Below are 18,674 nucleotides of genomic sequence, written 5' to 3'. Positions count from 1 at the left end.
TCGCGCGCATGTTGATGACATGGGAAGATCGTTTCACCCCCGGGGTCATCGAGCTATGGAACCGGGAAGCGGTGCGGGACGGGTACAAAGCGCTGACCGAACAAAGTTTTGGAGGCATTTTTACGGCCAGCCCGTATTTTGACCGCGAAGCGGCATGGGTGATGCGGGACGAAGACGGGACGGTGCGGGGCTTCGCCTGCGGGTGCACGGGTGATGATTTGCCGCTCGGGGACATCGCGGGTTACATTACCTGCATCGTGCTGGACGAGGAGCTGCAAACCGATGAGAGTTACGGAAGACTGCTGGAAGCCCTGGAGCGGCGTTTTCGAAGCTTAGGCAAAAAGCAGGCCGATGTGCTGTTTTTTAATCCGATGCAGCTGCCGTGGTACATCCCCGACACGCCGCGGCATGAGCACAACAATGCGCCCGGCGTCCCGGTAGGGAGCGGGCTGCACGGCTTTTTGCTCCGCAGTGGCTACGCGGAACGGGCGCGGGAGTGCGGCATGTATTTGCCGCTCGAACAATTTACGATCCCGGAGGAGATCCGGGCCAAGGAGCAAAAGGCGGCCGAAGCCGGATACCGGGTCGAGCTCTACGATCCCGCCCGGCACGACGGTCTTGTGGAGATGCTGGACGGCTTCGACAATCCGCTGTGGAGGCGGCAGATTCCCGAGTACGCCGAAGCCGGCGAACCGCTGGTGATCGCAGCCTTGAACGGAAAGGCCGCTGGCTTTGCCGGGCCGGTCATCCGGGAGGAGAAAGGCCGCGGCTTTTTCGCCGGCATCGGAGTGCACCCCGCGCACGAGGGACATGGGCTGGGCAGCGTTTTATTTTTCAAACTGTGCGAGGCATTTCAACAGATCGGGACGGATTACATGTCGTTGTTTACCGGTATGACGAATCCGGCGATGCGGATTTACGAGCAGGCGGGATTTCGGAAGGTCAAAACATTTGCGGTCATGAGAAGGGAGTTCTAGCGATGAGCGAACAGGAACGGTTAACGATTCTGGCTATCGGAGGCCATGTGGGGGATATGGAATTAACCGCGGGAGGCGTGCTTGCCAGCCACGCGCTGAAGGGAGACCGCGTCGTCACGCTGGCGCTGACCGCCGGGGAACGCGGCGTTCCGGCCGGAAGGGATATGGCCGAGTACCGGGAGCAGAAAGTGCGGGAGGCGGCCGTTTTTGCCGAGATGCTCGGAGGCGAGTCCATCGTATTCGAAATTCCCGACGGCGAGCTGACGAACAGTGAAGAGATGCGCTACCGGGTGTGTGACGTGATCCGCGAGGTGAGGCCGAACATCTTGATCACCCATTTCAAGAACAGCATGCACAAAGATCATATGACTACGCATTTGATCGTGAACGACGCGCGCTTTTTCGCCGGGCTGGGTTCGCTGAAGCGGGAACGGCCGGCGCATTTTGCTTCCAGGCTGTACTATGCGGAAAACTGGGAGGACGCGGTCGACTACAAGCCTTACGTGTACATCGATTTCGACCAGGAGGCCTACGACCTGTGGGTGAAGGCCGTGTCCCAGCATTGGTTCGTCACGGGAAGCGCTTCCTTTCCTTATCTGGAATATTACAAGCATCTGGCCCGCGTGCGCGGCATCGAAGCCCGGAAGCAGTATGCGGAGACTTTTATGGTGCCGGCGGAGACGATGCGCGTGCTGAAATCGGATTTGATGTAATGAAACGGCGTGTTTCAGCAGGCCGTTAAGGGGAGGTTTGTGGTTATGGTCAAGAGCGGGATCGATAATATCATGTCGTACGCCCGGCTGCTCAAAGGGAAACGCCTGGGACTGATCACGTCGCCGACGGGACTCGCTTCCGGCTTTGTGTCCACCATTCAGGTACTGAAGGAGCATTTTCATTTGGCCGCCCTGTTTTCGCCGGAACACGGCGTGCGCGGCGACCAGGCGGCGGGCGCCATGGTCGAAACCTATACGGATCCGCTGACGGGCGTTCCGGTGTACAGTCTGTACCGGAAGGATTCCAAGCGGATGACGCCGGAGATGCTGGAGGAAGTCGATGCGGTCGTCTACGATATTCAGGATGTGGGGATTCGCTACTACACGTTTATTTATACGATGCTGTATGCCTTGGAAGATTGCGCCAAGGCGGGCAAGCCGTTTATTGTGCTGGACCGGATTAACCCGCTGGACGGCGTTACGGTGGAGGGCAATGTCCTTAAGCCGGGGTTCGAGTCGTTTGTCGGCAATTATCCGCTTTGCGTACGGTACGGCTTGACCGCGGGAGAGGTGGCGGCGATGGCGAACGAGATGGTGGGCTGGAACGCCGAACTTCATGTCATCCCTTGCGAAGGCTGGGACCGGCGCATGCTGTTTCCGGAAACGGGGCGGATCTGGGTGCATCCTTCGCTGAATATCCCGCGCTTTGAAACCGCTCTGCTGTACGGCGGCACCTGCCTGTTTGAAGGCACGAACCTGTCGGAGGGGCGCGGCACGACGTTTCCGTTCGAAATGATCGGCGCGCCATTCATCGAGCCGGAGGCGCTGGCCGCGGAAATGAATGCGCTGCGGCTGCCGGGGGTGATGTTCCTGCCGGTGTATTTTAAGCCGACGACATCCAAATTTGCCGGGGAATTGTGCGGGGGCGTGCAACTTTACGTGACGGATGCGCGGGCGCTCAACGCTGTGGAGGCCGGGGTGACGCTGCTTTATACGATCAAGCGAAATTACGAAGATTTCGCATACCTGTCGCCGGTCAAGGAAAACGCCCGGCCGTTTATCGATCTGCTGTGCGGCGATAAACTGTACCGCGAAGGAACGGTGCCGCTATCGGAAATGCTGGAGCAGTTCCGGGAGGAGAGCCGGGTGTTTGCGAAGATGAAAGAGAAGTATCATCTCTATTCAAGGGGTGACCACGTATGACATCTCCGGCGATGACGGTAAGGGAAAAAATCGGCCAACTGATTCTGACGGGCTTCTCCGCGCCGGAAATGACGGGCGATTTGCGCCGCTTGGTTACGGAGTATAAAATCGGCAACATCATTCTATTTTCGCATAATGTAGGCGGCGTGGAACAGTTAAGCCGGTTATGCGGCGAATTGCAAGCGTTGATCATGAAGGAGACGGGGCAGTCGGCGCTGATCTCGATCGATCAGGAGGGCGGCCGGGTCACGCGGTTGCCGGATGAGGCGACGAACGTACCGGGGGCGATGGCGATCGCCTCCGGCGAACGGCCGGAGCAGGCGTATGCCGCCGGGCGCATCACGGCCCGCGAGCTGCGGGCGCTGGGGATAAACTTCAATTTGGCGCCGGTGCTGGACATCAACAACAATCCGCACAACCCGGTAATCAATGTCCGTTCTTACGGGGACACGGCGGAGACGGTTACCGAGTACGGCCTGCAGATGCTGCGCGGTTTGCGGGACGGCGGCGTGCTCGCGGCGGTCAAGCATTTTCCCGGGCATGGCGATACGGCGGTCGATTCGCATCTCGGCCTGCCGGTCATCGGCAAAACGCTGGAAGAGCTGGAGGCGCTGGAGCTTGTGCCATTCCGCCGGGCCATCGAAGCCGGTGCCGAAAGTCTCATGACCGCGCATATCCTGTTTCCGGCGCTGGAGGCCGAGCGGGTGCCGGCGACGATGTCCCGGAAGATCGTGACCGATCTGCTCAAAAACGAGCTTCAGTTTGATGGTCTGATCGTTTCCGATTGCCTGGAGATGGATGCGATCAAAGAGTTTTACGGTACGGCCCGAGGGGCGTTAGGCGCTTTGCAGGCCGGGGTGCACATGGTATTCGTCAGCCATACACCGGAGCTTGTGATCGAAACGGTGGAACTGTTGGAGCAGGCGGTTCAATCGGGCGAACTCCCGATGGAGGTTTTGGATGAAGCGGTGGCCAAGGTGCTGTATTATAAACGTAAGTATGCCGCGGTTGAGCGGGCCGGGCAGGACTTGTCCATCGTCGGCTGTACGGCTCACCGCCGCGCGGCCGAGCAAATGAGCCTGGAGAGCATTTGCCGCGTTCGCGGTGAACTAAGACGTGTGGAACCGGGAGATCCGCGGACAATATTTATCGGAAGCCGGCCATACCGTTCCGACCTTGCCTCCAGCAGCGTCGATGCCGCGTTTTCGTTTCCGGAGACGTTGGGACGAATATTCTCTGCGGCGCATCAGGTGATCGGCATCGATCCGGAGGACGAGGAAATCGAAAGGATTGCCGCCGATGTACGACCGTACCCGCATATCGTCATCGGATTATTCAACGCTCGTGAACATGAGGGCCAGTTGAAGCTGGTCCGCCGTTTACGGGAGCAGGGGCACCAAGTTACGGCGGTTGCCTTGGGGCGTCCCTACGATTTGGAGATGCTGGACGGTGATGTGTGCGGGCTGGCCGCTTTCGAGTACACGCCGCTGGCCGTGATGTCGGTCGCGCGCGTTCTGGACGGCTCTGTCACAGCCACCGGACGGATGAGCATCGCTCTGAGATAAGGAAGTGACACAAGCATGAGTAGACAATATGTGGCGGGACTGGACGGAGGGGGCACCAAAACCGCTGTCGTCATCATGGATGAGAGGGGAGCGGCGGTGCACTCCTTTGTTTCGGGGGCTATCAATTTTAACGGACAGCAGGAGAGCACGGTCCGAAACAGCCTGCATGAAATCATGAGGGGGATCTCCGACGTTTGCCGAGGGTTGGCATTTTGCAAGCATCTTTGCATCGGCGCGGCGGGGATTAGCCATCCCGAGACTGCGAGGCGGCTCGAGTCGATCGTCCGGGAAGCCGGTTATACCGGTGGCTTGACGTTGACCGGAGATCATGTGACCGCCCTGTGCGGAGCATTGGAAAGTCCCGTCGGGATGATTGTCATTGCCGGAACAGGCTCCATCTGTTATGGGCAAAACGCAAACGGGCAAACGCATCGGACCGGCGGGTTCGGGTACCTCATCGATGATGAAGGCAGCGGTTACAGCATCGGACGGGACCTGCTGCGCGCGGTAGTGCGGGCGGAGGACGGGCGGATCGCGCTGACCGCCATCACGGCCATGGTATACGAGCAGCTGCAGATGAGCAGCGTGCGGCAAATCATCGGGTTCGTGTACGACAAGAACACGAACAAAAAAGATATCGCCGCGCTGGCTCCAATTCTGTCTCGGGCTTGTGCGATGGGGGACGAGCAGGCTTTGGCGATTGTAAGGCAAAGCGCGGGCGCCTTGGTTGAGCTTGTTGCTCCTGTGGCCGAACGGTTGGGCTTGCAGACGGGTGAACTCGCTTTGGCGGGAAGCGTCCTCCGGTGCAATAAAGAGGTGCGGGAAGCGTTCGGCGGGATGCTGCGGCAGCGCTATCCCGAGCTTGTCTGCACGCTGCCGAAACAGGATGCCGCCCGCGGGGCGGCGATGATCGCGTTCCGGGAACTTACCGGAGAAACGCCATAAGAGCTTGTACATCGAAGCGGGACGAAGACCTATTAGCGGGAATTTCTCCCGTTAATAGAGTGTCTACCATACCGTAGAGATGATTAGCTGGAAAACCTCCAGCTAATTCATCTGCAATGGGTTAGATCGGCGGTCAGGGTCGGATAATAGCTGGCGTTTTTCCGGCTAAATCCGATCCTGGGGCCAATGGCGGTAAATTAATGGGAGTTTTTCCCGTTAATCACACACGGGCCTGGAGATCCCACTTGAATGATTAAAGCGGGGCGCACGCCGTCACGGGCCAGACTGACATTCGCATAGCTGCGAATACTGAAACTCGGACCGATAAAAAACGCACGTGAAGGCTTGTTTCCCTGAGTTCGCAGCCACCACCAGGAACAGCCGACTTCTTCGCCGTTTTTGATGATAAAGTTATCTTTATTTGTTTTATCATATACATATAAGCTGCACCCATCGTTTTTTTTCTGTTTGGCAAAATCCGTTCCAGCCGCGCGCCGCAAATCCTTGCCGTGAATTTCGGAAAACTGCTTTATCTCGTCGACGCTAAGCAAAAAAACTTTGTCCTCCGTCTCCGGGCTGCCTTCTCCGTTGTCCGCGCAATGCGCCGTCTTTATATATTCCTTTTCGGCGGCACTGAATGCGATGTTATAGAATTCATCGTTCAGCCACTTGCGCAAATCACAGTCACGCCACGTAATATCCACGCAATCACGCCACGTTATGTCCTTGCTGCTGCCATGGTACCGCTTGCAGTCCAGTATATACTCGCTAATCATAAACAATTCGCCGCCCGAATTTTGCAGCACACGCCATTCAATCGGCAGTTCTTCACCGTCCGCTGACTGCGGATACGAGCCGAAAGTCATGATTTCGCCGGGCTTGATGTCCAGGTTCGGCGTGATAGTAATATTACCATGTTCCAATTCGTTCTCCTCCTTGTTCTTTTCTTATTATATAGGATGAACTAAAGAATTGATGTTGGGCAAGGACGTGAAGAAATGGTTTCGGAGAAACGTTGCCAACATCCACAATCGCAGATATAAAGCGCCATCGCACCGTCGGAGCCTGCACACCTAACGGGAAAACCTCCCGTTAATGTAGCTCTCTTGGGTCTTGGATCGGATTTAGCTGGAAAAGCTCCATCTATTTCGCGGCCCAATGGCCGATATACAGAATTTGAGGCGAATTAGCCGGAGGTTTTCCAGCTAATTCGCCTCTGCAGCCGCATACGCACCAAATTAACGGGAAGAATTCCCTTTAATTTGCCTCCTATAGGGCCCGGTCCAGTAAATCCATAATATGCACGGCTTCCATTTGACCGGCCAGGCCGGCGCGCAAGATACCCTGTTTCATTTGCAGCAGGCAGCCGGGGTTCGAGGTCACGATCAGATGGGCCTGGGTTTCCCGCACTTGTTCCATTTTGCCGTCCAGGATCCGCATCGACATGTCGAACTGGGTGAGATTGTACGTACCGGCGGAACCGCAGCAGCTGTCCGGCTGCCGCATCTCCACCAGCTCCAGCCCGGGGATGCGGCGCAGCAGCTCGCGGGGCTGATTCCGGACCCCTTGCCCGTGCGCGAGATGGCAGGAATCCTGATAGGTAGCCTTCGCCGGCAGCGATTTGCTGAACGACAGGGGAGGGAGCTCCGCGAGCATTTCGTTCGCGTCGCGATTACGGGCGGCAAACCGTCTGGCCCGTTCTTCCCAGGCGGAATCGCCCTTGAACCAATGCCCGTACTCTTTCAGCGCCGCCCCGCAGCCGCCGGCGTTATTGACGACGAAGTCGACCCCGGACCGTTCGAACGCTTCGATGTTCCGCTTGGCCAGCTCCTTCGCGCCGCTCATCTCCCCGGAGTGGGCGTGCATCGCCCCGCAGCAGCCCTGCCCCTCGAAGAATACCACATCGCAGCCGGCCTTCGTTAACAGCCGCGCTGTCGCCTGGTTCGTTTCGAAAAACATCACATCCATAATACAGCCGGTGAACAGGCCGACCGTCAAACGCGTTTCGCCCTCTGCTTTCATCCGGGGCTGGCGCGTCCGACGTTCCCGGGGGGAAGCGACGGTACCGACCGATTTTTGCATTTCGGCCAGTTCACGCGGCAGGATGCGGATCAATCCGGTCCGGTCGGCGAAGGATTGCAGGCCGAGCGTCTGTGCGCCCCACAGCACGCTCCCCAGCCGTTTCACCCGATTCGGGTACGGAAAGATCCGGTTGAAGATCAGGTTCCGCAGGGCGGAAGGCTTTTGCCCGGCTTTTTTCGTTTCTTGCACGACCTCGCGCGCCGTTTCCAGCAATTCGCCGTAAGGAACCCCTGCCGGACAGGCCGTTTCGCAGGCACGGCAGCCGAGGCAGGCGTTCATATGGTGCTCGAACTCGGCATCCGCCGCCAGCTGGCCCGTGGCCACGCCTTTCATCAGGGCGATCCGGCCCCGCGGGCTGTAGGTTTCCAAACCCGTCTGGACGTAGGTCGGACAGGTCGGCAGGCAGAAGCCGCAATGCATGCAGTTCATGATCTCATCCATATCAAAACGCTCCGGCAGCCCATCGGTTGACTTCGGTTCGCTTAAGGAAGAGCAGGCAGGGAGAGCCTGGTTTTTTTGAGCAATTTCGCTCATCGTCTCACCACCCTTCTACGGCGCGCGGGGCCGGCGAAAATTTTGCCGGGATTCATAATGTGGTTGGGATCGAACGCCTCTTTGATCCGCTTCATTAAATCGATTCCGCCTTCCCCGATTTTTAGAGGCAAGTAGTTCTTCTTGGCGAGTCCGACGCCGTGTTCTCCGGTAATCGTTCCGCCCAAAGCGAGCGCTGCGGCGAAAATTTCCGTAAACGCCTGCTCTACGCGTTCAATCTCTTCTTTATTTCTTTCATCCGTCATGCAGGTGGGATGCAGGTTGCCGTCACCGGCATGGCCGAACGTACAAATTTGCAGGCCGTATTTGTCCGCAATTCTCTCCACTTCCGTTACCATGTCAGCCAAGCGGGAGCGCGGGACGGTGGCATCCTCCATGATGGTTGTCGGTTTGATTCGGGACAGGGCGGACAGCGCCGAACGTCTGGCGGTCAGGAGTCTGGCGCCTTCCTCCAAAGTTGCGGCCACTTCGACGTTGGCGGCGCCATTGGCCTTGGCAATCTCCGCAATACTTGCAATATCTCTCTTGACCAGCTCCTCCGGGCCGTCCTGTTCGATCAGCAGCATGGATTTCATCTCCAAAGGCAAGCCCAGTTTGGCATATTCATCGACGACCCGCATCGTTCCCTGGTCCATAAATTCCACCGTGGCGGGAATAATTTTGGCGGCAATCACTTGTTCCACGGTTTTGGCGGCATCCACCAGGCTTGTAAAGAAGGCGAGCAGCGTTCGTTTCGTCTCGGGCAGCGGCAGCAGTTTCAACGTAATTTCCGTAATGACCGCCAGGGTTCCTTCCGATCCGACGAGGAGGCGGGTCATGTCGTAACCGGCCACGTCCTTGACGTTTTTTCCGCCGCAGCGCAAAATTTCGCCCGAAGGGAGCACGTATTCCAGACCCATCACATAATCCTTGGTCACCCCGTATTTTAGCCCCCTCATCCCTCCGGCACATTGAGACAAATTCCCGCCTAGCGTGGAGATCCGCATACTACCGGGGTCCGGGGGATAAAACAGACCCGATGCCTCGACGGCCTGGTGCAGATCTGCGGTAATCACGCCGGGCCCGACGGTAGCGGTCAGGTTTTTGGTATCGATTTCAAAAATCCGGTTCATCCGATTCATATTGAGGACGATGCCGCCCTGGACCGGGATGGCGCTGGCCGCCAGATTCGTCCCCGATCCCCGGGGAACGACCGGAACCATATGCTCGTTGGCCAACCGAAGTAGGGCGGAAACCTCGTCGGTAGTTGCCGGCATGACCACGGCTTCGGGGAGAGACTGATACATCGGGGTCGCATCGTAAGAATAGGAGTAGAGCTCGTGAGGGCTGTCCTTGACCCAAGAACTTCCCACAATAGATATCAATTGCCGCTTGATTTCGGGGGTTATCATTTGTGCAACTCCTCCCGGATCCTGTAATATGAATAATTAATCAGGTCATCTGACGAATTTGAAATCAATCTACCATATTTTATTTAAATTGTATAGACTATTATTAAGAATTTATGACAATTAAATTTTGAAGCGGAAGGAACAAGCCGGATGGATTTAAGCAAAAAGAATGTGGATATCGTCACAGAGGAAATACGACGAATTATTGAATCGGGCCATGTCAAGCCGGGCCAAAAGCTGGACACCATGGAAGCGCTGGCGGCCCGGTTTCGCGTAGGGCGTTCAACCGTGCGCGAGGCGATCAGCCATTTAAAGGCTCAGGGGTTGATCGAAACCAGACAGGGAGGGGGAACCTATGTCCGGGCGCAGGCGCCTGACCTTATTGGAGTTCACAAAATCGCCCGCAAAAAGGAATTGATCCACCTGCTGCAGGTCCGTAAAATGTTGGAAGTGGGGAGCATCGGTTTGGCGGCGGATTTTCGCACGGCCATGGACCTGGAGGAATTGCGCAAGATTGTCGGTCTGATGGAGGAAGCCATCGGGAACGAGGCGATCAGCCAGGTATATGACGTCAACTTCCATCTCGCGGTGGCCAAAGCGACGCAAAACCAAATGCTTCAAGGTATGATGGAGAGCATTTCCGAAATGATGTTCCGCACGATGCGCGATACCCGGAGCCTCTGGCTGTTCAGCGAACAGGAATCGGCACAGCGTCTGTTTCAGGAACACAAGAAAATGCTTCATGCTATTGAACAACAAGACAGCCGCGAGGCCAGCCGCCTGATGGACCTTCATTTGACCAAGGCGGGAAAGGAAATTGCGGCGAGTATGGATATTTAGAGGAGATTAACGGGAATGGATCTTGAGAGAAAGGGAACGGTTTGGATAGACGGTTACCCGTTGCGTTACCGCGTGGAGGGGGAAGGTGTTCCGGTGCTTGTTGTAGGAAGCTCGGTTTACTATCCCAGGTTGTTTTCGGAGGAGCTCCGCAAGCAAGCCAAGCTGATCTTTATCGATCACAGGGGACATGCTCCCTCGCCGGAAGGGCAAGAAGCGCTGCAGGAACGGGACCCGCTGAACCGGGTGCTGGATGATATTGAGGCGATCCGCAGGCAGCTTGAGATTAAGGATTTCGTAGTGGCAGGGCACTCCGGCAACGCCTTCCTCGCTTTGGAATATGCGATTAAATACCCCGAATATGTCAGGAAAATAGCCCTACTGAACACGGCTACGTCGAACAGTCCCGAACGACAGCAAGGGAGCATTGCCTTTTTCGAAGAAACCGCGGACGAAGCGCGAAAAGTTAAATTTCACGCCGACTTCGCCCGGCTGCCTGCCGACATTGAACGCGATCCGGAGCGCCGGTTCGCACATATGTGCATTCGGATGGGGGCGCACAGTTTTTTCGATTACCAGTTTGATGCGGCTCCGACGTGGGATGGAGTGTATACGAATATGCCCTGGATCGACTATCTGTGGGGGGAGGCCTTCGCGAAGCTCCATATCCCGGATCGTCTGACGTTGACGGAAAAGCCGGTCTTTTTGGCCCTAGGGCGCTACGATTACTTGGTTGGCCCCCACACCCTTTGGGAAGGCATCGAGAACGAATATCCCAAGCTCCGGAAGGCCGTCTTTGACCGCAGCGGTCATAGTCCAATGCTGGAGGAAGCGGAGCGCTTCGACGCCGTATTTACAGAATGGCTTTACTCGTAATAATACTTGAATAAATTCCTTGTTCTTACGAATAGGACCGCGCAGAGAATGGAGCTTCATTGACAATGTGCGGCTCCTTTTTGTTTTGTCCGGCGGAATGATATACTGGTAATCTAGGAATGTTTGTTCTATGTAAGTTGAAATGCCAGGAGAGGATTAGAATGTCAGATGAGATGGTGAAACAGTATTGGCCCGATTGGAACGGGGCGGTAAAAGAGGGCGACAGCGGCTGGAACAACACGACCCGGTACGTGGAAAACAAAGGACTCAGCTGCGTGCTGCGCATTTATGAAACTCATCGCGACCGGGATAAAATCGAATTTGAGCATGATGTGCTGATGCATTTGCAAAAGTTTCCGCTAAATTTCAAGGTCCCCGTTCCGGTGCGGACACCGGAGGGGGAAACCATTATTGCGTTGGAAGACGGGACGGAGCGCTATGCTTGTCTGTTCGAGTATATCGAAGGCGTCCGGCCCAAAGAAGACGGGTTTCATGCGGCTTACTCCTTTGGACAAGCTGCCGCCGAATTGACGCTGGCGCTGGCGGCGGTCCAAATGGAGAAGGTTCCGGCATACCGCGCTTACTACGAGCTCCAACAAGCTTACCCCGATTGCGGCTATGAGGCTGTCCGGGATTTTTGCGGAAGTCCTCCGAAGCCGTTCCGCGAGCTGAAGCCATCGCTACTCCTGCTTGGCGAAGCGTACGAGGAGCTTTGCGACCGGCTCCCGGAGCTTCGCAGATTGCCTCATCAGCTGGTGCACGGCGATTTGAACCCGTCAAATTTGCTGGTCGATGCGGAGCGTCCAGAGACTGTGACGGCTTTGCTTGATTTTGAGTTTTGCACACGGGATGTCCGTGCGATGGAGGCCGCGGTCGCCATTTCGGATTTGCTCGGTTATGACGCAAAGCGGATGAATATCCTCCGCTTTTGCGACGGCTATGGAGCCCGCTTAAGGCTGATCCCCGAGGAAATCTCGGCGATTCCGCTGCTCCTGAGATTGCGCAAGGTCGATGTCTTTTTACATTTTATGAGCAGGTTCCTTAAGGGAACGGATGGCCCGCAGGTGCTTCGGTCGCAAGTGCAGACTTTGTCCGCCGGGCTGGAAGCCCTCAAGCAGGACGAAATTTGGATTCGCGAAATTTTGCGAGAGCATCTGCTGGACCATCTGGCTTAGCCACTCAAGCTCAGTCTTTATTGTTTAACACGGGTGCCACTACCGTCCCTTTTATCGGCATGGGATCGGCATCCGTCCCCTCAAAATACAGCGGCAGCCCTTCCGCCAGGACGGGATGAAGGACGGTCAACGGGTTTTGCCGCTGATGATGAATGTGCAGATGGGGCTCCGAGGTCGATCCGCTGTTGCCGACCCGCCCGAGAACATCTCCCGGCTTCACGGTGTCTCCGGTTTTTACTTGTACGCTGCCTTGTTTTAAATGATTCAACAGCAAATAAGTTCTGGTCTCTTCGATTTGAATGTAGACATGATTCCCTTCCATGGAGAGAATCTCCTCGCTTCCCGGTTGGATATCGGGCTCGGCGTCATAAGCGGCGATTACCGTTCCGGCGACCGGAGAAAGCACTTCCTGGTTCCAAATCCCGTAATCCTCCGGATTCGTACTTCCCGTGCCGTAAGGCTCCATGAGCAAATCATAAGCCCAGCGTTCGGAAGGCCAAACCGCATGCGGCGAATTGTCGTTCACCGCGTCACCGCCCCAGCCGACGGTCGCTTTCCCGGCAAACGGCCAGGATACGGTGATAGCGGGAGAGGTGCTTTGAATCCGTGCGGGATAGGCGAGCGGGATGACATTCATCATGAGCAGCAGGTGCAGACACAGAACGGTACCTACGCCCAGCCCGGTCCAACCGCGGTTGCGGCTCTTTTTTTTGCGAAATCGGATAAGGAGCAGGACGGTACATATGAGAATATAAGCCAGTCCCAAGAGCGGGACGGCGAATTTCAGGACAAACCAGGCATAAGCCCCGGGCAGGCCATTTACGGCATACACGGTTCCCCACAGTACAATGACGAGCAGGAGTAGGACTAAATTTGTCATCCCCGCTGTTTTTAGCAGTCTTTTCACAACCAAACATCCCCTTGATTCGAGTTAGATTTTCTATTCCTCCTATTAAGACGTAATAGACTATATCCACCCCTGCAAAATTCATGTCACAAAATGCACGTTCTGAATTGTTATATAGGCAAACAGACAAGGAGGTGATCTTTTGCAGCCAATCCCCGGGGAAGCGGAAGAGAAAAAAGCGCGGATCGAAGCGATGATCGAGAGGATCCAGTCGGGAGACAAGGACGCCTACGGTCTCATCATCCGGCAGTTTGAACGGCAACTGTACACCTACTGCTACTATATTTTGAAAAATCATGCGGAAACGGAAGACGCGGTTCAGGAGATATTTATTCGCGCCTACCTGAACCTTCACAAATACAGCAGGCAGGTCTCATTTTCGGCATGGCTCTACAAGGTCGCTTATCATCATTTGATCAATATGAAGAAGAAGCAGGGCCGATGGATGCAACTGGTCGAAAAGTGCATGGAGGAGCAACCGGTTCAACAGATCTCGCCGCATGAAACGATGATTGAAGAGTTGTTGACGTATTTGACGGCCGAAGAACGCCACATCCTGTTGTTAAAATCCGTGGAACAGTACAGCTTTGATGAAATTGGCGAGGTTATGAGCGTGAAGCCGGCCACCCTGCGCAAGAAATATGAACGGTTGCGCCGGAAACTGATGGACCGAGTTCTTGAAAAAGGAGAGTTAGCTCATGGGAAAATGGCCGGATCCAGTGGAGTCCGCTGAAATGGAAGCGATCGAGCGAATGATTCGTCAGTCCTCGATACCTAAGACAAGTTTGAACGATAAAATTATGAATCGAATTGGGGAGATGGAGATGTCCAGAACGGAAAAGTACGCCAAAAACAAGCCGAATATCATGAAACGGGCCGCATTGACCGCCGCAGCCACCGCGATTCTCGGAGGAGGCATCGTCGGATCGGGCTTTGTATCCCCGGTGATGGCGGATGCTTTGAAACAGATTCCGATGTTCAGCACGCTTTTTGAGGGGACCAGCGAAGAGGCGGTCAAGGCCGCTATGGATCAAGGATTGGTCATAGATCCCAACCTGAGCGTAACGCATGACGGCATCACTTTGAAACTCAGCGACCTGTTGTATGACGGAACGAGATTGTCCTTTATCCTGGACCGGGAAGGCGTGGATCTTCCGGGTACGGTTGCTCCTCTTAGCGAAAGAGAAAAGCCCGAGGACCAAATTCCAAAAGGTTATATAAAAGGGGGGCAACCGACTTTACTTATTGATGGCAAAGACATTTTGAAGGGTTTAGAGAACGTTCAAACGGCCGGATATGGAGATTTTGCCAAGCGGGAAAATGCATACATGGCGGAGGTGCAGTTTAAAAAACCGGTTTGGGGCAATGAATTTGAATTAACAATCCGCACCGAAGTGACGGGGGTTGATGAAGTCTTTGAATTCAAGGTTCCGGTGAAAATCCAGGACAATACCCTCCTGCTCAAGCCTAACGCTACCAAAACTTATGAGGATTTCAGCTATAACGTAAAAGAGATGGTCATCACACCGGTTACCACCCGTTTGGTTATCGACAGCAAAGGGAAGGTGCCGAGTTCCCCGGAACTGTCCGGCGATTATATCGCAAGCATGATGTATTACGATATCGTCGATGACCAAGGGAATATGCTGGATCAACGCAAGGTCGGGTTATTTTATAGCGAGCCCAAAACCGAATATCATGTGGACGAACTATACTCGCCGTTCAAGGGAACGCCGAAATCGATCACGATCAAGCCGTACACCCTGACGGTCAACAAGAAGACTTGGAAGGCTATCGGCGAGACCCAAGGCAGCCTTGGAACCAAAAACTACATCAAGGATCTGGAAATGACGATTCCCGTGGAAAAATAATCAACCAGAATGGAGAAAACGATGAACAGAACAAAAAAAGATGTATCCTCTATAGCCGAACTGTTGAAGAAATCCGCACTGACCTTAACCGCGGCGGCGGTGCTGGGGGCTGTGATCCCCGTCGCCGGCACGCTGCCCGCGGCCAAGGCCGCGGCCTTGGATGAGGCCTTTAAGCCAACTTTGTCGTATAGCTCTTTGCTGGCGGCGGCCAGCGGCGCGGCCGGGAACGCCGCCGCGGCCAATCTCAGCGTAACGCACGACGGCGTGACGCTCCGGCTATCCCATCTGATTTACGACAAAACCCGGTTATCCTTCGTCATAGAGCGCCAGGGTGCAAATTTTCCGGACGATGAATCGGTTGTCATCCTTAACGAAGAAAGAGAAAAAAACAAAAAGGGAAAAGGGTATATTAAAAGACCCACTCTTTTGATCGACGGTCAGGAGATGAACGATTGGGGCAGCTTCGGCGACTCTGGGAGAATAAAAAACGCATGTATGTATCAAATCGGAAAAAAAGCCGATTGGCCCGATCAGTTTGAGCTGACGATCCAGGCCCAGGTGACCGGGGTCGATGAGGCCTTCGAATTCAAGATTCCGGTAGAAATCGATAAGAAATCGATTCTTGTCAAGCCCAACGCCACGAAGAAGCACAAAGGGTTCAGCTACACCGTCAAGGAACTGTACATCTCGTCGTCCACAACCCAGTTGGTCATCGACAGCACCGGCAAAGTGCCGGCGACGTCCAAGCAGACCGGCAAATATATCGCCAGCATGATGTATTACGATATCGTGGACGATCAAGGGAACCTGCTGCAGCAGCAGAAATTCCCTTACTATAACAGCCTGCCGAAAACCAAATACCACATCGACGAGTTGTACAGCCCGGTGAAAGGAACACCGAAGTACGTTACAATCAAACCGTTTACGCTGACGGTCAATAAAAAAGACTGGAGCGTCGTCGGTGACACGGAGAAAAGTGTCGGAACCAAAACATACTGGAAGGAATTAGAAATGAAAATTCCTTTGGACAAAATCAAGAAGTAAGTTGACAGGCTGTCCATGGACCTCGGGGTCCTGGGCAGCCTTTTTCTCGTTTGTCACGGACAAATTTCGACCTTAATCTTCGTTTGTCAGCAGGATACTGCCACGCCGATATCGAAATAGAAACTAGGTTAAACCGGAGTTCTGTGCTCTGTAAATAATAGGAGGATTAATTTGAGGTTATGAAGGTTTTTAGATTTTCCATGGGCGTCATTTCATCCATTGTCTCTTTTTTGTTTCTGCTGTTTTTTTTGATAGTTATTCTAGCTCAAAGAGATTTGCCCACCGCCCTATTTTTTCTAATCCCCGGCGGACTGCTGCTCTGGCTCTCGATTGTCTTATTTAAAGGATCGACGACACCTTCGCAGCCCCAAGAGCAACTGGCTCCCGGCGCTCAGATCCCGGATCTTTCCGGAGAGCCGCCGCAAGCCTTCGTCTATAACCCCATGGGTTATTTGCGAATGGACGCGAGGTTCGTTAACGACTTTGTCCGCTCGTTAATCCAAGAGAGAACCGCCGCGAAGGCGTCTCAAGTTACGTTCTCCCTCGATCCGGGCGAATTGGGTGATTTGGGCGAAGCCTTCAACGTATTGTTCGGCCAAGCTCCCCAGAAGAGCGAGCCCCCGAAAGGGCCGATATCCGTGGATTGTCCCGGCTGCGGCGCTAAGACGGTGGTTTACCCCGAAAAAGCGGTGAAGTGCGAGTTTTGCGGAACAGCCATAACCTATAAAAACTAGCACTCCGTCACACAACCTTGATCACATAGAATTCCTGCAAATATGCATGTTTTTTCTTGTACGGAACAAGAATTTCAAAATGCCTGCAAATCTGCAGGAATTTTCAGCGAAACCGACCCGTTTCTCTAAAATAGCCAGAAATGCCTGCAGATTTGCATCTATTTGGAGTTGGAAGGGTGGAAGAGCGCAGGAAGAGGAGGCGGACATTTTGATAGACCAATTGCAGAACCTTCCCGCCTTACCGGGCGTTTATATGATGAAGGATGGTCATGGGGATATTCTGTACGTCGGTAAATCCAAAAATTTGAAGCAGCGGGTCAAATCGTACTTTACCTCCTCCGAAAAGCATTCGAGAAAAACGCAGAGGCTGGTCAACAATGTGAAGGACCTTGAGATCAGGATTACGGATACCGAATTCGAGGCTTTTATGCTGGAATGCCGTCTCATTCATGAGCTGCGGCCGATGTATAACAAGAAGATGAAAAGTCCGCAGGCCTACGTCTATGTGAAAGTAAGGACGGGCAAGGATGGCAGGCGCAGCCTGGAACTGGGCCGACGGGGCGAGCCGGAAAGTGATTTGCCAAGTTTCGGGCCGTACACTGCGAGCAGGCATACGGTCGGGAAGGCGCTAACCAAAATCAAAGAAAGCTTGCGCATTGCCTGCGTCCAGTCCGCCGGGGCGCGCGGTCCTTGCCTGAATGTGTCCCTCGGCCTTTGTCTCGGAGGATGTCTTGGGGGAGTGGCCGCCAGGGAGTCGGATCGCGTCATGGAACGGCTGATAGCGCTTCTGGAAGCCCGGGATTTCGGCCTCTTGGAGGAAATGCAGCGGGAAATGGATGAGGCGGCGGGTGAGTTTGATTTCGAGCGGGCGGCCAGATACCGGGACGGGATCGATGCTTTGAAGCTTCTGCTGCGGCAGGAGAAGGTCATCTCTTTCGCCGAGCAAAACCGGATGATTCTGTTGTCGGAGCCGCTGAATGAACGCGAGAGCAAGCTGTTTCTTGTCCGGCGCCATCAAATTCTTTATAGTATCAAATACAACCCGCTGGAAGCGGATCGAATCAAGCCGGTTTCATCCTTGATGAACTGGCTTCACAGCCGTTGTGTGGAGGAGACGGCCGCCACTCATGAGCTTACGCGCGAGGAAATTGATGAAGCGCAAATTATTTACAGCTACCTGCGGAACAGCACCTGCCGGCATTTGATCCTGTCGGAAGCCTGGCTTGAACCGGACGGAGAGGATGATCTAAGGCGGGCGGTAGTGTCTTTTTTAGGCGGGGAAAGGCTAATGACAGGAGGAACGGGATGAGCCATTATCCGAACGAAATTCAAGATTTTCATCAAACCATCATGAAGCTCAAGGGGATTACGGAAATCGAGAGCGGAGTCGACAATTTGGCTGCGGTGGATGCCGAGGTGCTGCGTTTCCCCCCATTTGCCCACCTGCCGCATGCCGCTCTATTGCGCACCGGGGGCGGAATGGAAAATGAAGTGCTGATCCAGTTTGAAATCGGGATCGAGTACTCGGTGGAGGGGCTTGAAGCGATCGAGTTTTTGGCCTGGTTTGTGCGGGATGCTGCCAGGGGAGGGACGAAGATCCAAATGAGGCCGTTTGCTTTGCCGCCGGATTCTCCGCTTGGCCGGCAGTTGGGGACGAGCTTGAAATTCCATATCGAGCTCTTTGTCGACGGGATCGAGGATACGTTGGAGCCGGCGTATAAGGTGATCCAACGATTGAATCAAACGCTGGAGACGGCGATCGGGCTGTACGACATTCCGGTCAAGCCGACCTGCATCTAATT

18 protein-coding genes are annotated in these 18,674 nt (G+C 54.7%); 14 read left to right on the top strand and 4 right to left on the bottom strand.

What is annotated here, in order from left to right:
* Positions 1 to 8 precede the first annotated feature (8 nt).
* Genes V4U88_RS01505 through V4U88_RS01485 form a run of 5 tightly spaced genes read left to right on the top strand, consistent with a single transcriptional unit; the run spans position 9 to position 5,403 of the window.
* Positions 9 to 977, top strand: a complete 969-nt coding sequence (locus V4U88_RS01505) for a GNAT family N-acetyltransferase (RefSeq protein WP_334071455.1) — start codon at positions 9 to 11, stop codon at positions 975 to 977.
* Between the two features lie 2 nt (positions 978 to 979).
* On the top strand, positions 980 to 1,690 hold the full coding sequence (locus tag V4U88_RS01500; protein WP_334071454.1) for a PIG-L deacetylase family protein: 711 nt from the start codon (positions 980 to 982) through the stop codon (positions 1,688 to 1,690).
* Between the two features lie 45 nt (positions 1,691 to 1,735).
* Positions 1,736 to 2,893, top strand: coding sequence for an exo-beta-N-acetylmuramidase NamZ family protein (locus V4U88_RS01495; protein ID WP_334071453.1), 1,158 nt, complete (start codon positions 1,736 to 1,738; stop codon positions 2,891 to 2,893).
* Entirely contained in the window at positions 2,890 to 4,458 is a 1,569-nt protein-coding gene (locus tag V4U88_RS01490; RefSeq protein ID WP_334071452.1) for a glycoside hydrolase family 3 protein, read from the top strand. The genes V4U88_RS01495 and V4U88_RS01490 overlap by 4 nt, the downstream gene beginning before the upstream one ends.
* A 15-nt stretch (positions 4,459 to 4,473) precedes the next feature.
* Entirely contained in the window at positions 4,474 to 5,403 is a 930-nt protein-coding gene (locus tag V4U88_RS01485; protein ID WP_334071451.1) for an N-acetylglucosamine kinase, read from the top strand.
* A 197-nt stretch (positions 5,404 to 5,600) separates the two neighbouring features.
* On the opposite strand, the gene V4U88_RS01480 is transcribed toward V4U88_RS01485, so the two are convergent.
* The 3 genes from V4U88_RS01480 to V4U88_RS01470 all read right to left on the bottom strand — a co-directional run bounded on the left by V4U88_RS01480 (position 5,601) and on the right by V4U88_RS01470 (position 9,428).
* Positions 5,601 to 6,326, bottom strand: a complete 726-nt coding sequence (locus V4U88_RS01480) for a DUF6273 domain-containing protein (protein ID WP_334071449.1) — start codon at positions 6,324 to 6,326, stop codon at positions 5,601 to 5,603.
* 346 nt (positions 6,327 to 6,672) lie between these two features.
* On the bottom strand, positions 6,673 to 7,926 hold the full coding sequence (locus tag V4U88_RS01475) for a (Fe-S)-binding protein (RefSeq protein WP_334072043.1): 1,254 nt from the start codon (positions 7,924 to 7,926) through the stop codon (positions 6,673 to 6,675).
* 89 nt (positions 7,927 to 8,015) lie between these two features.
* A complete protein-coding gene (locus V4U88_RS01470) occupies positions 8,016 to 9,428 on the bottom strand; it encodes an FAD-binding oxidoreductase (RefSeq protein WP_334071448.1) in 1,413 nt (470 codons plus the stop codon).
* Between the two features lie 150 nt (positions 9,429 to 9,578).
* On the opposite strand from V4U88_RS01470, the gene V4U88_RS01465 reads away from it, so the two are divergent.
* From V4U88_RS01465 to V4U88_RS01455, 3 genes are all read left to right on the top strand, one after another.
* Positions 9,579 to 10,268 (top strand): FadR/GntR family transcriptional regulator, encoded by a 690-nt coding sequence (locus V4U88_RS01465; protein ID WP_334071447.1) that lies wholly within the window; start codon positions 9,579 to 9,581, stop codon positions 10,266 to 10,268.
* A gap of 15 nt (positions 10,269 to 10,283) precedes the next feature.
* On the top strand, positions 10,284 to 11,141 hold the full coding sequence (locus tag V4U88_RS01460) for an alpha/beta fold hydrolase (protein WP_334071446.1): 858 nt from the start codon (positions 10,284 to 10,286) through the stop codon (positions 11,139 to 11,141).
* Positions 11,142 to 11,302: 161 nt separating this feature from the next.
* Positions 11,303 to 12,316, top strand: coding sequence for a phosphotransferase (locus V4U88_RS01455; RefSeq protein ID WP_334071445.1), 1,014 nt, complete (start codon positions 11,303 to 11,305; stop codon positions 12,314 to 12,316).
* 10 nt (positions 12,317 to 12,326) lie between these two features.
* Here the strand turns inward: V4U88_RS01455 and V4U88_RS01450 are convergent, their stop codons facing one another.
* Positions 12,327 to 13,196, bottom strand: a complete 870-nt coding sequence (locus V4U88_RS01450; RefSeq protein ID WP_334071444.1) for a M23 family metallopeptidase — start codon at positions 13,194 to 13,196, stop codon at positions 12,327 to 12,329.
* Between the two features lie 169 nt (positions 13,197 to 13,365).
* Here V4U88_RS01450 and V4U88_RS01445 point away from each other — a divergent pair, with 169 nt between their 5' ends.
* The 6 genes from V4U88_RS01445 (at position 13,366) to V4U88_RS01420 (ending at position 18,672) form a co-directional block, all read left to right on the top strand.
* Positions 13,366 to 13,956 carry an RNA polymerase sigma factor gene (locus V4U88_RS01445; protein WP_334071443.1) on the top strand — a complete coding sequence of 197 codons (591 nt, stop codon included), beginning with the start codon at positions 13,366 to 13,368 and terminating at the stop codon, positions 13,954 to 13,956.
* On the top strand, positions 13,922 to 15,094 hold the full coding sequence (locus V4U88_RS01440; RefSeq protein WP_334071442.1) for a DUF4179 domain-containing protein: 1,173 nt from the start codon (positions 13,922 to 13,924) through the stop codon (positions 15,092 to 15,094). Before V4U88_RS01445 ends, V4U88_RS01440 begins: the two co-directional genes overlap by 35 nt.
* Positions 15,095 to 15,115: 21 nt before the next feature.
* Positions 15,116 to 16,138, top strand: a complete 1,023-nt coding sequence (locus V4U88_RS01435; protein WP_334071440.1) for a DUF5643 domain-containing protein — start codon at positions 15,116 to 15,118, stop codon at positions 16,136 to 16,138.
* A gap of 179 nt (positions 16,139 to 16,317) precedes the next feature.
* Entirely contained in the window at positions 16,318 to 16,872 is a 555-nt protein-coding gene (locus V4U88_RS01430; RefSeq protein ID WP_334071439.1) for a hypothetical protein, read from the top strand.
* A gap of 208 nt (positions 16,873 to 17,080) precedes the next feature.
* Complete coding sequence (locus tag V4U88_RS01425; RefSeq protein ID WP_334071438.1) at positions 17,081 to 18,181, top strand: GIY-YIG nuclease family protein; 1,101 nt, start codon at positions 17,081 to 17,083, stop codon at positions 18,179 to 18,181.
* Positions 18,178 to 18,672: a hypothetical protein gene (locus tag V4U88_RS01420; protein ID WP_334071437.1), complete on the top strand. Its 495-nt coding sequence runs from the start codon at positions 18,178 to 18,180 to the stop codon at positions 18,670 to 18,672. Before V4U88_RS01425 ends, V4U88_RS01420 begins: the two co-directional genes overlap by 4 nt.
* Positions 18,673 to 18,674 lie beyond the last annotated feature (2 nt).

It is taken from the genome of Paenibacillus sp. A14, assembly GCF_036864815.1.
Taxonomy (GTDB): Bacteria; Bacillota; Bacilli; order Paenibacillales; family Paenibacillaceae; genus Fontibacillus; species Fontibacillus sanfengchensis.
The sequence above is the reverse complement of the archived record's forward strand: the minus strand, read 5'-3'. Positions and strand labels throughout refer to the sequence as shown.